The following is a 15,056-nucleotide window of genomic DNA, read 5'->3' on the forward strand; positions in this document are numbered from 1 at the left end:
AAGAGGTTCTTCGGGACCTACAACAACCAGATGAATTTTTTTTTGTTTAATATAGTCCTTAATGGCTTTGAAGTCTTTGATATTAATAGAGGCACAGGTGGCTTTTTCTAATTTTTTAATACCAGGGTTTCCAGGGATAGCATATACATGTTCGACTTCCGGACTTTGGTGAATCTTCCAGCATAAAGCATGTTCTCTACCGCCACTGCCTAATACCAATATACGCATAGGAATTTCTCCTGATTATAAATGTCTGTTTTTTATTTTAAAAATTAAGCCTCTCTTTCCCGTTTAGGTATTTCCTCCGAAGGAGGTGTGGCTTTGCGGTCGAGAAATTCCGCAATTGCACGGTCATAACGGGAAGTGCAGAAAAAAGCCTCTTGAGCGAGGCGATAACGCGTTACAAATGAGACACAACCATCGTGAGCTCGCATTTCATGCATAATGAGTGGATAGTAAATCCTATCTACGACGACGGTTACATAGCGGAAATTTTTTGCTGCGGAACGAATCATGGTAATACCGCCGATATCAATCTGGTCAAACAGTTCATCTACGGAACCTGCGGATTGCTCGATGATTCGGGGTATAGGTTTGGGATTTACCACGACAAGGTCTATTTCCGGGAAGTGATATTGTTGCATCTGTTCAAGGTGCAATTTGTTATCACGCAAAGCAAGCAATCCGGCGTGTATTTTGGGGTGTAATGTTTTGAGCCTTCCACCGAGGATTTCGGGAATACCGGTATACTCACCTATATAAATAGAGGGAATTCCATTTGCCTGTAATAATTCATTTGTTCCTACCGTTGCGATTATTTCCACATGATATTCATGTAAAAATTTTGCAAATTCAATTAGGTCGCTTTTGTCATAGCAACTGATAACGGCTCTTTTTATTTTTCGCATGGGTTTCTCCTGAGACACTTATTTTATTTTTATATATTGTAATCTCACTCATTGCCAAAGCCCAAAACTTTATGTAATAAAAATTCGTAAGATACATTTTAACACAATCACGGATTTTATATTCATTTTGCTGTTATAAAAGTGAAATTTTATCGTTATCAAAGGAAACAGTTATTTCTCCATTTAATAGTTTCATGATTTCCTGAATATCAATCCAGGCTTTCTTTTTATCGGCAGGATTTCTCAATAGATATGCAGGGTGATATGTTACCCGCAGGGGAATTCCGTGATAATTGTGCCACTTTCCCCTCAATTCATTTAGGGGGGCATCGGTTTTAAGCAATGTTTGGGCGGCAATTCTCCCTAAAGCACAAACGACTTTAGGGCGGATTAATTCTAATTGGCGAATGAGATAGGGTTCGCAATTCATTACTTCCATAGGATTGGGGTCGCGATTGTTGGGGGGACGACATTTCAAGACATTACAAATATAAACATCCTCACGACGCATTTTCATACCTTTGACGATAATATCGGTTAATAACTGTCCCGCTCTCCCCACAAAGGGCAATCCCTGTCGGTCTTCTTCGGCACCGGGTGCTTCACCTACGAAAACTAATTCTGCGTGAGGATTGCCAGTTCCAAATACGGTATTTGTCCTATCTTCATGAATAGGGCACTTTTTGCATACCGATACTTCTTTGTTGATTAAATCAAGTTGGTGCTGGATATCGAAAATAGGTGGGTTTTCTTCTGTCTTTTCATATACCATCTCCTGTGATACTGTATTATTTTCAATAGCCATCCAAGGAACTTCGTTTTTTACATCATCTTCATTAGCGTTCATTATCTGGAATAGATGTTTTGCATAAGACCGGGTATCAAAAGCATTCCATCGCTGCAAAAATTCAGGGGAAACCGTTATTGTATTTTTTTGTTTCGCCTCATGTTGCAAAAAACTTAATAACTCATCCAGTATTTCGTTTATCTCTTTTTGAATATCCATTAAAAAATCTCGCTCTGCTTTTTGTATATAATATATGTAAAGTTACTTTGGGTATAACTATTTTAATAAACCTGAATCTGAATTTTGAAATCAATGAATCCTGAAGAGGCCATCATACATCAACTTGTTAGAAAGCATTTAACGCTGGCTACAGCAGAATCGTGCACAGGTGGGCTTATCTCACACCGTTTAACAAATGTTTCTGGGTCATCTGCGGTATTCGTTGGAGGTATTGTAGCCTATAGTAATGAAGTTAAAAAATCCTTGTTAGGGGTTTTGGAATCTTCATTGGTAGCATATGGAGCCGTGAGTAATCCTGTTGCCCTTGAAATGGCTCAGGGTATTTGCAATAGATTAAATAGCGATATGGGTGTTGGCGTAACAGGTATTGCCGGACCTACGGGAGGAACAGCGGAAAAGCCTGTAGGGTTGGTATATATTTCCGTGGTTTCTCTACCCTATAACATACATATAGTTAAAGAATGTCGGTTTCATGGAAGTCGTTCTGAAATAAAACAGCAGACATCGGATACTGCTTTGAATTTATTACTTGAAGTTATAAATAGCATAAATGGAAGGGAAGATACTCATGAATAATGAATTTGTTCATTTACATACCCATTCCGAATACAGTTTGTTAGACGGGATGTCAAAGATTGAAGATTTAATTCAACTTTGCTATAAATATCGTATGCCTGCATTAGCATTGACAGAGCATGGCAATATGTTTAGCACGGTTCCGTTTTATAAGACCTTAAAGAAATTGAAGCCGGAGAGTGATTTTCAACTTAAACAAATTATTGGTGCAGAATTATATGTAGCCCCTAAAAGTAGGACGGATAAAAAAGCAAAAGAATTTGACCGCAGTTATTATCATCTTCTTTTACTTTGTGAAAATGAAATTGGATACAAGAATCTATGTCAATTAATTTCCGCAGGTTATACAGACGGATTTTATATCAAGCCTCGTGTTGATATGGAATTGTTGTCTCAACATCATGAAGGATTAATCGTAAGTAGTGCTTGCATTAGCAGTCGGATAGCGAAAGCCATTTATTATGATAACGACAATGTGGCAGTAGATACATTAAATCAACTCATAGATATATTTGGAAAAGACCATGTATTTTTGGAAATTATGTATCATTCTTTGCCGGATGAGGATAAGGTTAACAGGGGGATAATTGAATTATCCAAGAAGTATTCCATTCCCCTGATAGCAACGCAGGATTCACACTATACAAGCCCGGAAGATTCGGAAGCCCATGAAGTATTGTTGTGTATTCAATCGCAAACTACGCTGATGGATGAAAAACGATGGCGGTTTGGCAGTAATGAATTTTATTTTCGTAGCCCGCAAGAGATGTATGAGATATTTAAGGATTATCCCGAGGCTTGTCAAAATACACTTCGAGTCGCAGAAATGTGTCAGGGCCATATTATTAAAAAGCGTAATTTAATTCCTAAATATATACCCGAGGATAATTCGGATGCCTATACCTTTTTAAGAAGATTAGTTGATGAAGGTTTTAAAAAGAGATTTGGTAATAAAATTCCGTCGGGTTATAAAGAGCGAGCTGAATATGAATTATCTACCATTGCAGAACTAAAATTTGTAGATTATTTTCTTGTAGTATGGGATATTGTTCACTTTGCCAAAACACATGGAATTCCTGTGGGACCGGGTAGAGGTTCTGCGGCAGGAAGTCTTGTGGCTTACCTTCTGGAAATTACGGATATAGACCCCATTCGCTATCAACTTTTGTTTGAACGATTTTTAAATCCGCAACGCGTGAGTATGCCTGATATTGATATTGACTTTGCAGATGACCGACGGATGGAGGTTGTCCAGTATGCTATTCAGAAGTATGGGAAAGATAATGTGTCTCTTATTGCGACTTTTCAACGCTCACTGGCAAGGAATGTCGTCCGTGATGTAGGCCGTGTGTTAGGTATCAGTTATGGGGAAGTTGACCAAATAGCGAAAATGATACCTACGGGGAAACATACCCTAAATGAAGCGTTGGAAATGGAACCTGAACTTAAAAAGCGAATAGAAGCGGAGCCCAATTTACAACGATTGTGGAAATTTGCTCTTAAATTGGAAGGGACTGTCCGTAATTCAGGCACACATGCGGCAGGAGTTGTAATTTGCGATAAACCCATCGTTAACTTTATTGCTACTTATAAAGAAAAAAATTCTGAGTTTATATCCACACAAGCAGAAAAAGAATGCGTGGAGGAATTAGGTCTATTGAAAATGGACTTCTTAGGGTTAAAAACATTGAGTGTTATTCATAACACATTAAAGTTGATAAAAAAGCATAAAGGTATTGATTTGGATATAAATAAAGTTTCTTTAGAAGATAAGAAAACATTTCAGATGCTTCAAGAAGGATTTACCCTGGGCGTGTTCCAATTAGAAAGCGAAGGGATGCGAAATCTCTCGATTCGATTAAAGGTACAATCCTTAGAGGAGATTGTGGCTTTGGTGGCTCTATTTCGTCCCGGACCTATGAAATATATTGACACATTTATTGAGAACAAATTTAAGCCGGAAAGGATACAATATTGGCATCCGATGTTGGCACCGGTGGTAAAAGAAACCTACGGAATACCTATCTATCAGGAGCAGGTTATGCAAATAGCCCAGCGGTGTGCAGGATTTTCATTACCTGAATCGGATATGTTGCGTCAGGGTATGGCAAAAAAGAAAATGGATATTGTAGAAGCAAAAAGATTGCCGTTTATTGAAGGTTGTATAAAGAACGGAATTGACAAACAAACCGCAGAACAAATTTTTACAAATATTGAGGATTTCGCAAACTATGGCTTTAATAAATCTCATAGTGTTGCTTATGCACTGTTAGCCTATCAAACCGCCTACTTGAAGGCAAATTATCCGGAAGAGTATATGTGTGCCTTGTTAACCAAAGAAGTGGATAATCTCGAAAAAATCTCTCTGTATATTAACGAATGTAATCGGATGGGCATTTCTGTATTGCCGCCGGATGTAAATAAGAGTGATGTAGTCTTTTCAATAGAGGGCAAAACCATCCGCTTTGGATTGGGTGTTATAAAAAATGTAGGTATGGGTGTTTGTGAATTAATTGTAAACGAGCGAGAAGCGAATGGCTGTTACAAAGATATTTTTGATTTCTGTTGCCGACTTAACCCGCGGCAAATTAACAAACGAGTGTTGGAAAACTTGATTAAAGCGGGTGCTATGGATTCATTTGGGGTAACCCGACAAAGTCTTTTTGAATCTATAAACATAGCTATGGCAGAGGGGCAACGCGCCAGTAAAGAACGCTCCTCTGGACAAATAAGTCTTTTTGGGGATGTCCCCATTACCTCTCTCAATACCAATATTCATAATGAAATTGTTCCGAAGGAAGAATGGCCATTGTTACAGAAACTTTCTTATGAAAAAGAGGTAATAGGAATATATATATCGGGACATCCATTAGAGCAATATAAAGATATATTTAAATTATGGACTACACCGAAAGATACCGTTGAAAAGAAGGGGGAAGGAGAGGATGTTATTTTAGGAGGAATTATTATTGATGTGAAATATCATAATGCAGCCAAAGGGAAAATGGCTTTTATTAAATTGGATGATACTGAACGGCAATATGAAATAACCTGTTTCTCAGATACCTACGAAAAGTCAAAAGATTTGATATATATAGAGAATATAGTCCTTATTCAGGCGCGGGTCAATTTCAGGAATTCTCAACGCGGTTACATTGCTCGTATTATTATTCCGCCCGATGAATGTATAACCCTGGCAAGTGCTTTCCATATACGGGTGGATTCGACAATCACTGAAAGTGATTATGAAAAATTGATGGATATATTTTCTTATAATATCGGGGATTGTGAGGTCTTTTTTCATTATCAGGATATCCTAAAACAAAGGGAAATTATTATTCAGGCGTATCCGGATATAAAAGTTTCTGCAACGCCACGGCTCGTAGCAGAAATAGAAGAAATTGTAGGGAAAAACAATACATGGTTTAGTGCAGGTAATTTATTACCTATTTCTCATAATGGAAAAAGAATAAGATAATCGTGGTGTAAAAGATTTTTCGGCTTCACGGCAATAAATTCGTGATTACGGCACGAGATGAGAAAAGAGGGTTAATTACTTTCTTATTTTAAGGTATTAAACTTCAATTGTTTCGCGGAATTTAAGAATGGATAGGTTCTTGACACCTTTTTCTGCAAGTGCTAAATAAAGGGCTTGCATAGCTTTTGTTTCGCCGTGCACCAGAAAAACTTTCGTGTCTGTATTGGCATATCTTGAACCAAAGTCAATTAGTTCCGTCCTGCCGGCGTGGGCACTAAATTCGTTCATAATTCGAACACGAGCCTTTAATTCCAACATAATACCTAAAATTTTAACCTGTTTTTGTTTTTCAACAATTTTGCGTCCCAAAGTGTATTCAGCCTGAAAACCAATAATAAGAATGGTGTTGCGTGGGTCTGAGATATTATTTCGGAGATGATGCAAGATACGGCCATATTCACACATACCGGATGCAGAAATGATAATGGCGGGACCTTTCAAACTGTTTAATTCCATAGATTCACTCTGAGAGCGAATGTAGCGGATTCGTTTTAAGTCAAATGGGTTGCCCGCTTCGCGTAATTGTTCTTTAAAATCTTCGTCAAAGGATTCCATGTGTAGGCGAAATACTTCTGTAATATCCACGGTAAGAGGACTATCCACAAAAACAGGGATATCTGGGATTCGGTTTTGTGTTTCCAATCGGTGAAGAGAATAGATAAACTCTTGTGTCCGTTCTAAAGCGAAACTGGGAACAATAACTTTGCCTTCCTGAGCAACGGCTTCTTTTATTATCTCTTCTAATTTAGCGTCCATTTGTTCTACATTACCATGGTCACGGTCACCATAGGTAGACTCCATTATAAGGGTATCACAAGGAGGAGGTTCCCATGGGTCTTGTAGGATGGGCATGTTTTTTCGACCAATATCACCGGAAAAGATAAATCGTTTCCATTTCCCAGATTCTCGATATTCTAATTCGACCATAGCAGAACCTAATACATGACCGGCATCGTGAAATGTCAGGAATACATCATTTCCGACTTGCATTCGCATTTCGTAAGGGACTGATATAAAATGTTTCATAATTTCGTGGACATCATCCGAAGTATAAAGCGGTGGGATAAAGGTCAAATGTTTTTTAGATAGCCATTGGGCATCTTTCTGCTGAATATGGGCGCTATCCATTAACATAATGGAACATAAGTCCCTTGTTGCTGGTGTTGCGTAGATAGGTCCTCTGTATCCTTTTTTACCAAATAATGGTAACAGTCCACTATGGTCTATATGTGCATGGCTAAGTATAATGCAATTAATTTTTTGGATATCCAAAGAATTCTGACGGTTTTTCTGGTCAGCCTCTGCACGTCTTCCCTGAAAGAGGCCACAATCCAGTAAAATTTTATTGCCGTTTATCTCTAAAAGATGTTTACTGCCTGTAACTTCTTGTGCGGCTCCGTAGGATGTTATTTTCATAATGCGGACTCCCTATTTCTTATAACGGGTGGATGTGTTTTGAACCATTCTACACAACGCTCAACAAGTCGTTTGGGGTCTCGGTCAAAAACGATGTTTGAACCTGTTTTTTTCTCGATTACAGGGAGAATATCATCTATATGGTCGGCAATACCTTCTGTGCCCATCAGCACACCGATGGGTCTTCCTTCATCATAGGCAATGGCAAATTCGCCCAATGTTCCCGAACGACCTCCCACTATAATAATAATATCGCAACTGCGAACCCCTATTACTTCACGACCCATGAGACCTGAACCTGTATATATCATAATATCTATGTGGTCTAAAGGACTGCCGTAAACATGAACATGTTCATACTCACTTAATGCGGGGGAAACTCCTACTGTTAAACCGCCTTTGGATTTACAACCTTTAACGGCTTCGTGAGGCAAACCGGGACATCCCCCTGTTAATATTACACAACCTAACTCCGCAATTGTTTCTCCTAAAATTCTGCATTTTTGTGCTGCTTCTGGAGAAATTTCTCCTCCCGCAGAACCCATGACACCTATTTTGATTTTAGGTTTATCCATTTGTTTTTACTCCTTTCTGCTGTTTTACTTCTTTTAATAATTCATTGGCATGTTTTAAACTAATTTCAGAAATAGAACCATCAAGCATACGGGCGATTTCTTTAATTCTCTCTTCTCCTTTTAAGGGTCTAACGCGGGTTACAGTTCGGTTGTCCACATTCTCCTTCAATATCTGGAAATGAGATGCTCCGAAAACGGCAATCTGGGGAATATGCGTTATGACTATAACTTGATGATGACGGGCTAATTCTGCCAATTTTTCGGCTACTTTTCGTGCAACCATACCTCCCACACCGGCATCAATCTCATCAAATATCAAAGTAGGAATCTGGTCGGCACGAGCCAGTTCCGTTTTCAAAGCAAGCATGATACGGGACATTTCACCACCGGAGGCAATTTGTCTTAAAGGTTTTTTAATTTCACCTATATTGGGAGTTAGTAGGAATTCAACTTTATCTATACCACTGGAATACAAGGGACATCTTTCTATTGTGACATGGAAAGTTGCATCTTTCATGGCTAAGTCTTTAATTGACTGGGTAACCTGCGAAGAAAGGATTTCTCCTGCTTTCTGTCTTCGTTCTGATAATTGTTCGGCGGATTGTATAATTTCTTTGTATAGTTTATTTTTCTGTTTTTTTAATTCTTCCAATTGTTGCTCACTGTTCATTACTTTATCCAGAACGGAACGGGCTTTTTGTGCGTATTCTATAACTTCTTCAATGGTATTTCCATATTTATGTTTCAATCGGTTTATCTGATTAAGTCTCTGGTTTAATCGTTCAATTTCTTCTTCGCTAATTTCTACCAGATTACAGCATCGCTCGCATTCTCGGGATAACTCTTGTAGTTCACATTGAATCTCTTCGAGCCGATTAAAAAACGGCTCAAAGGTGGCATCGTGTTTTTGCAGTTCACCAACCATAGATTGGATACGGTGCAGGAAAACGATTACACTAAATTCAGAGCCGGAAAGTAATTCGGAAATTTCTTTTGCATTTTTCCGTATGTTTTCAAGATTCATAGCATAGGACAGTTGATTTCGTAAGGTTTCATCTTCTCCGATAGAAGGGGATACTTGTTCAATTTCGTTTAATTCATGTTTTAATAAATCTAATTCGCGGTTTTGCCGCTGTGCCATTTCCTCAAGGTTTGCTATTTCTTCATCTATCTTTTTTATAGCAAGGAACTTTTCACGAACATTTTCAGAAAGGGCGTTGGCATTTGCAAAGGTATCCAATAATTCTAACTGGCATGAGGGTTTTAATACGGACTGATGTTCATGTTGTCCATGAAAATCTACAAGTTGATTTCCTATATTTAAAAGGACGCTAACAGGAACAGGTCTGCCTGAAACCCACGCTTTACTTCTCCCATCGGAAGATATAAGACGGGAAAGAATAATTCTGTTATCATCCAATTCGATTTCATATTCTTTCAGTATTTGTAGTATGGATTGGGATACAACTGGAATATGAAAAACCGCATCTACCCGAGTTTTTTCTGCACCTGTTCGTATAAATTCAGTAGATGCCCTCTCCCCCAATGCTATCTGTAAGGATTCAACAATAATAGATTTGCCTGCACCGGTTTCACCCGATAAAATATTCAGTCCTGATGAAAAATTGATTTCGAGTTCATCAATCAGTGCAAAATCTTTGATATACAAGGTTTCTAACATAAATCTTTCATATCCTATGTTTCTATCCTTTTCGTCAAAGTTAGGTATGCCAGATACTCCTGATTTCCTGCGGGTCCTTTTATGGGAGAAGGAACTACACCCTGAATTTCAAAGCCAAGTTTTTCTGCTTCGTTTAATACTTCATCAATTGTTTTTTTAATAATCATATTGTCCTTAACAACACCGCCTTTTTCTACATGTTCGCGTCCTGCTTCAAATTGAGGTTTGATTAATATTACCCCCCGCGACTGATTATCTACAAGTTCTACTATTTTAGGCAAAATTAATTTTAATGAAATGAAGGAACAATCTACTGTAAAAAAATCAGGTTTCTCAGGTAATTGATTAGGGTCTAAATATCGAATATTACATCGTTCCATAACAACTACTCGAGAATTATTTCTTATAGCCCATGCTAATTGACCATATCCCACATCAACTGCATAGACTTTTTTTGCGCCATATTGTAATAAACAATCTGTAAAGCCGCCCGTAGAAGAACCTATATCTATGGCGATTACAGAATGAACATCTATCCCGAAATGATTTAATGCATGCTCTAATTTTATTCCCCCTCGACTAACAAAACGGTTATCCTGTATTATCTTTAATTCAATATTTTCAGGAAGTTTGGTTCCGGGTTTGTCAAGACATATACCATTTTTATCAAATACTTTACCCGAGCGAATAAGGGATTGAGCCTGTGTTCGTGTTAGGTTCAGCCGTTTTTGCAAAAGAATATCCAATCGTTCACGCATTTTTTAAAATTTTTTAAAATATACAATTAACTATTTGATTTTATTAAGAATTTTTAAGGTATTATTATCTTATAAAAAATATATGGATAAAGGAAAATGTTATGTTTCGAAATGTTATGTTTTTGCTTATATGTGTAATTATATCCTCGAGTATTTTCGCAGATGGTGTTTTAACTATTTCTGATGTTGAAACAGCCACTCCTGGAGTGTTTCGATTACCTTTGAATTGGGAAGGGAATCAATCTAATATAAGCACCTTGATAATCCGATGGAATTCCACTGTATCTAATATTTTTCCTCTGGAAGTAGAACCTTCATCAAATCTCGGTGCAGAGAAAAAGTTAATGTATTCCGTAACAGGCTCCCAAATAAATATCATCATTTACGGAGGCACACAGAGTATTCCTGATGGTTTATTGGGCAACCTGGTTGCACAAAGCACAACTCGATTAGCCGATAATTCAGAAATCCAGATAACAGGAGTAACTGCAGAAGGAGCAGACAATAAAGCATTACCCAAAAATGTATTGGTCAATGGAGGGAAAATAATTGTAAAAAATAACAACGATTTCCACAGTGCAGATACGAACAAAGATTGGAGCATTAGCCTTTCTGAGGTGCTTCGTGTAGTTCAATTGTTCAATGCTCGTGAATATCATTGTGAGGCAGGAACAGAAGATGGGTACGCTCCTTTTGAAGGGAATAAAAATTGCACACCTCATAAATCGGATTATGACCCACAGGACTGGAAAATTAGGTTAAATGAATTACTCCGTATTATTCAATTTTTTAACTTTCCCGGTGGCAGTTATCATCCCGATACCAATGGAGAAGATAAATACAGTCCTGGTCCTTTCTCAAAAAAATAACAATATTTATTGCTTTTTGCTGTCGGTTATGGGGGTGTTGGGTCGGGTGAAGCACTATGCTAACAGTATTATTTATTGCTTTTTGCTGACGGTTATGGGGGTGTTTACATTTGTAAGCCATTGTTTATAAATGACTTCGATACAATACTTCGCTAAATAATAATAACCTTCACTACTTAAATGAACATTATCCATCATGGCTTTTGTGTCATTACAATAATCGGGATTTCCCCCGGGAAAAGGTTTATAGTCGGGATATTGTCCCGGTAGAGGAACGGTATGAGGAGGAATATCATTCGCTACTCCAAAATGGTATTGCATTAATCCATAGGTTTGAATATAAAAGCATCTGTCAATGTTTTTACACATTTCCATTCGTCTGCGGGATAATTCTACCCCCGCCATATTGAGTTCTTGACAGCGGGCTTTTCCTCTACTTTTATTGATAAAATCATATTCAATAAGTGCTACATGGAGGTTGGGTTTCATATCCAAAAGGGCTCGAATAATCGTTTCGGTATCACGGACAACCTGTTGGAATAATGCTTCTTTGGCTTCGGGGGGCATATCAATCCGCCAATTATTCAGGAAATCGTTACCTCCAACACTTAAATGAATAATATCAATTGTGGGGTAATTATCCAATTCTTTTCGGACTTGTTCTAACCATTTTGGATTAACCCATTGTGAAGCCTCGCTACCCGGAACTGTTGTAAAAATACCAATTTCCTCATATTCACCTAATCCCATATCTTCCAGAGCATCTCGCAAAGAACGGTTTAAATACATAAACCATGCCCAACTATCACCTACCATTAAAATCCTTGGGGTCTTTGCGGATGCGGATAAGGGAAGAACAAAACTACATAAAAGAAAAATGACAAGAATAGAAACGAAATGTTTTTTTCTTAACATAAGAATCTACCTCTAAGTTTAACTTAAAATTAGTTTTTAACCTGCTTATCAGACTTTTACTTGTTTTAATTGGTTTTATTTTTTTGAATTATTAAAGAGAATTATATCAATGAGTTACACAATTACCAAATGTAATATGATTAACTGTTTGATGACTAACAAAACGATTTAGGCGGGGGATAATTAGAGGAAAACTTCTTTCTTTTCGGTAAGGTCTTTACCTACAATGCTAATTCCGGGACGAGTAAAGGCTCTTAACAGGTTTTTCATAGCAATACCTAAAAGTTCTTCTCCAGAGGGAACACATTTATCTTTACAACTGACAATCCCGAATTTTGACTGTAAGGAAACGGTTTTCTCTTCTTCTAAAAAGTTTTTTTCAACTTCTTTTGCTATTTTCTGTGCGTATTTTATTGCTCTTTCAAGATTTTGATTAGGAAGTACAATGACAAATTTTGATGATTCGAATCTTGTCAAAATATCACAGCTGCGGGAATTTTGTTTTAATGCTAACGCAACATCCTGTAAAAAAGATTCGCTTTCTATCAGTTCCGTTCGTTCTGTGGTTTCTTCTTCATTAATATCATAATCGGCAAAATCTAAAACGATACAACTTAGAGGGGACTTGTGTCGGTCTGTTCGGACAATTTCTTCTTCTAACCGTTCCATTAAATAGCGGTAATTTCTCAATCCTGTTAGTGGGTCTGTATAAATAGGGTCATCCCAGAATTCAACCGGGCTATCAATATAGGCGGATGTATGCAGGGTTCGTAATGCCATTTCAACAGCAACAAGAACCATGGGCAGATTGTAAGGTTTTGCAATATAATCAACGGCGCCTAATTCGTGACCTAAGGCGACATCTTGTGATGATCCTCGGGCTGACACAAAAATGATAGGAATATCTCGGGTATTGGGGTCTGCTTTTAATCTTCTGCATACCTCAATACCGTCAATGTCGGGAAGTCCTATATCCAATAATAATAAATCTACGCTCCCGCTTTTACATAAATCGAGAGCCTCTACACCACAGAAGGCAGGGATTGCTTCATAATTGTGTAATTTCAAACTTTCACATAATATAAGGACTTCATCCCTGTTATCGTCTGCGACACATACTCTAATATTCTTCATTTACACCTCGTTTAAGCCAAATTTCTTGCCTCCATCATTCCTTCACCTATAAGTTTACCAGAAAAATTCAAATTTTGCCAATTTTTTTTAATTTTATTTTTGTATTCTCTATAAATTGTTGATTCCACATGTAAATCAGTGGTATATTGGGAATTTCTAAAGTGCGAGATAATTCCTTATGCGTGAAGGTCCTTTTGGAAAACCTGTAAAAAAAGATTTCCCTCTTATTAATATAACATCACTAATTGATGTGATGTTTTTGTTACTTATTTTTCTGATTATCACAACAACATTCAATCCTCATTTGGGGCTTTCTTTACAACTGCCAGAAAGTAAAACAAATAATGAAATAAAAGATACGAACATTTATAGGGTTATTATTGACTCCAAAGGGAATATTTTCCTGTCTGAGAAAGAAGGAGGGAACTCCATACCTGTAACTATAGAAGAGTTAGAAAAGAAACTTAAAGAAATAAAAACAAAAAATCCTTCTGCTACATTAATTTTAGAATCTGATGCAGAGGTCCCTTTTCGTATCACAGTTAAGGTATTTGACCTTGCTTTACAATTAGGTTATTCGGGTCTTACCATTGCAACCGTTCCTGAAAAGGATAGAATATCCGAAGTGGGGAACAATAAATTCGTTGAACAATGATTTTACATAGGTTCTAAACGGGATATTGTTGATTTTTTCTCTTCTTTTTCTTGGTCTTTGTTATCCAATTTTTCTTTTTCGGTAGGACTACTATCTATAGCATCTTGTTTAATTTTCTCTAAAGTTAATTTTTCTTTTTTAATTTCTTTTTCTTCTTCTAAATCCTCATTGCTCATTGGAACATCTTCCATAGGTATTAATAAAGATGACCTCTCTTTTGAGGTGTCTAATTTTATCCGTTTTTTTCTTTCTATAATTGACCGTGAATGTATGGATTCGGGATATTGATTTACAAAATAGTCCATCATCTCTGTTGCGGAAGGAATATCTCCTATGTCATGAGCAATATCACAATAGCGGGCTATAATTAGATAGGTATCCTCTTCTTTTTTAAGGTATTGCAATGATTTTTTCAGCCAATGTAATGCTTCCTCTGGTTGTTTCATCTTTATATAAACATTAGCAATCCGCAAATGAACCGATGGATGGTGGGGATAAATTCGAGCCAGAACGAAATATTCATTTAACGCACCTTTCCAATCGTTTTGTCGTTCTAATATTTCCGCAGGCCCAAAGCGAGGGACATCAGGTGCTGATTCTTCCCCGGGGTGGATAATACTCAGGAATATAAGCGTAACCAGAGATATGAAACTTTGTGAGTAAAGAGCTGATGCGGAAATGAACAGTCCTAATGCGGAGAGAATATAAAGAAGTGGATAATTACGAAGCCAGTCACTAAATTGAAGTAGTTCAATTCCAAGCACAGCAAACATAATAATAAGGGACAGCAGGTCTAACCAGAAGGGATAATCATAGTTTTTTATCCATTTTTGATACAACAGGAAAACGCCCCAGAAAAACAGAAACCCTAATAAAAGGATACTAATAATATCTGAGGGTTCCCATTGTAGATTGAAAACAAATTCCCGTTCTGTCATTTAGTTTTATCTTTGTTTTGCTTAAATCGTTTTATGAGTATCATATTTTAAACCAAGTCATCATAT

14 protein-coding genes are annotated in these 15,056 nt (G+C 37.3%); 4 read left to right on the forward strand and 10 right to left on the reverse strand.

Annotation, left to right across the window (positions count from 1 at the left end; translation table 11 throughout):
* The 3 genes from PLA12_01430 to PLA12_01440 all read right to left on the reverse strand — a co-directional run.
* The coding region (locus PLA12_01430) for a phosphoribosylamine--glycine ligase family protein (protein ID HOQ31152.1) at positions 1-228 on the reverse strand (228 nt) is incomplete at its 3' end.
* Positions 229-272: 44 nt separating this feature from the next.
* Positions 273-908 (reverse strand): IMP cyclohydrolase, encoded by a 636-nt coding sequence (locus PLA12_01435; protein HOQ31153.1) that lies wholly within the window; start codon positions 906-908, stop codon positions 273-275.
* 133 nt (positions 909-1,041) lie between these two features.
* Positions 1,042-1,914, reverse strand: coding sequence for a uracil-DNA glycosylase (locus PLA12_01440; GenBank protein HOQ31154.1), 873 nt, complete (start codon positions 1,912-1,914; stop codon positions 1,042-1,044).
* Positions 1,915-2,007: 93 nt separating this feature from the next.
* Between PLA12_01440 and PLA12_01445 the strand changes: the two genes are divergently transcribed.
* Positions 2,008-2,511: a CinA family protein gene (locus PLA12_01445; GenBank protein HOQ31155.1), complete on the forward strand. Its 504-nt coding sequence runs from the start codon at positions 2,008-2,010 to the stop codon at positions 2,509-2,511.
* Complete coding sequence (gene dnaE / locus PLA12_01450; protein HOQ31156.1) at positions 2,504-5,989, forward strand: DNA polymerase III subunit alpha; 3,486 nt, start codon at positions 2,504-2,506, stop codon at positions 5,987-5,989. Before PLA12_01445 ends, dnaE begins: the two co-directional genes overlap by 8 nt.
* 96 nt (positions 5,990-6,085) lie before the next feature.
* Here dnaE and PLA12_01455 read toward each other — a convergent pair whose 3' ends face one another.
* The 4 genes from PLA12_01455 to PLA12_01470 are packed head-to-tail and all read right to left on the reverse strand — an operon-like array spanning position 6,086 to position 10,479.
* Positions 6,086-7,465, reverse strand: coding sequence for an MBL fold metallo-hydrolase (locus PLA12_01455; GenBank protein HOQ31157.1), 1,380 nt, complete (start codon positions 7,463-7,465; stop codon positions 6,086-6,088).
* The gene (locus PLA12_01460; GenBank protein ID HOQ31158.1) at positions 7,462-8,040 is read right to left on the reverse strand and encodes a hypothetical protein; all 579 of its coding nucleotides are present in this window, start codon (positions 8,038-8,040) and stop codon (positions 7,462-7,464) included. The genes PLA12_01455 and PLA12_01460 overlap by 4 nt, the downstream gene beginning before the upstream one ends.
* Positions 8,033-9,721 (reverse strand): DNA repair protein RecN, encoded by a 1,689-nt coding sequence (gene recN / locus PLA12_01465; protein HOQ31159.1) that lies wholly within the window; start codon positions 9,719-9,721, stop codon positions 8,033-8,035. Before recN ends, PLA12_01460 begins: the two co-directional genes overlap by 8 nt.
* A 14-nt stretch (positions 9,722-9,735) precedes the next feature.
* Positions 9,736-10,479, reverse strand: a complete 744-nt coding sequence (locus PLA12_01470; protein HOQ31160.1) for a TlyA family RNA methyltransferase — start codon at positions 10,477-10,479, stop codon at positions 9,736-9,738.
* A gap of 101 nt (positions 10,480-10,580) precedes the next feature.
* Here PLA12_01470 and PLA12_01475 point away from each other — a divergent pair, with 101 nt between their 5' ends.
* Positions 10,581-11,348 carry a hypothetical protein gene (locus PLA12_01475; GenBank protein ID HOQ31161.1) on the forward strand — a complete coding sequence of 256 codons (768 nt, stop codon included), beginning with the start codon at positions 10,581-10,583 and terminating at the stop codon, positions 11,346-11,348.
* Positions 11,349-11,420: 72 nt separating this feature from the next.
* Here the strand turns inward: PLA12_01475 and PLA12_01480 are convergent, their stop codons facing one another.
* Together PLA12_01480 and PLA12_01485 are read right to left on the reverse strand one after the other, a co-directional pair.
* Complete coding sequence (locus PLA12_01480; GenBank protein HOQ31162.1) at positions 11,421-12,263, reverse strand: SGNH/GDSL hydrolase family protein; 843 nt, start codon at positions 12,261-12,263, stop codon at positions 11,421-11,423.
* Between the two features lie 183 nt (positions 12,264-12,446).
* Complete coding sequence (locus PLA12_01485) at positions 12,447-13,397, reverse strand: response regulator (GenBank protein ID HOQ31163.1); 951 nt, start codon at positions 13,395-13,397, stop codon at positions 12,447-12,449.
* A gap of 178 nt (positions 13,398-13,575) precedes the next feature.
* On the opposite strand from PLA12_01485, the gene PLA12_01490 reads away from it, so the two are divergent.
* Complete coding sequence (locus tag PLA12_01490) at positions 13,576-14,052, forward strand: biopolymer transporter ExbD (GenBank protein ID HOQ31164.1); 477 nt, start codon at positions 13,576-13,578, stop codon at positions 14,050-14,052.
* A gap of 2 nt (positions 14,053-14,054) precedes the next feature.
* On the opposite strand, the gene PLA12_01495 is transcribed toward PLA12_01490, so the two are convergent.
* Positions 14,055-14,990 (reverse strand): hypothetical protein, encoded by a 936-nt coding sequence (locus PLA12_01495; protein ID HOQ31165.1) that lies wholly within the window; start codon positions 14,988-14,990, stop codon positions 14,055-14,057.
* Positions 14,991-15,056: the final 66 nt, after the last annotated feature.

The sequence above is a fragment of the Candidatus Hydrogenedens sp. genome (genome assembly GCA_035378955.1).
Lineage (GTDB): Bacteria > Hydrogenedentota > Hydrogenedentia > Hydrogenedentales > Hydrogenedentaceae > Hydrogenedens.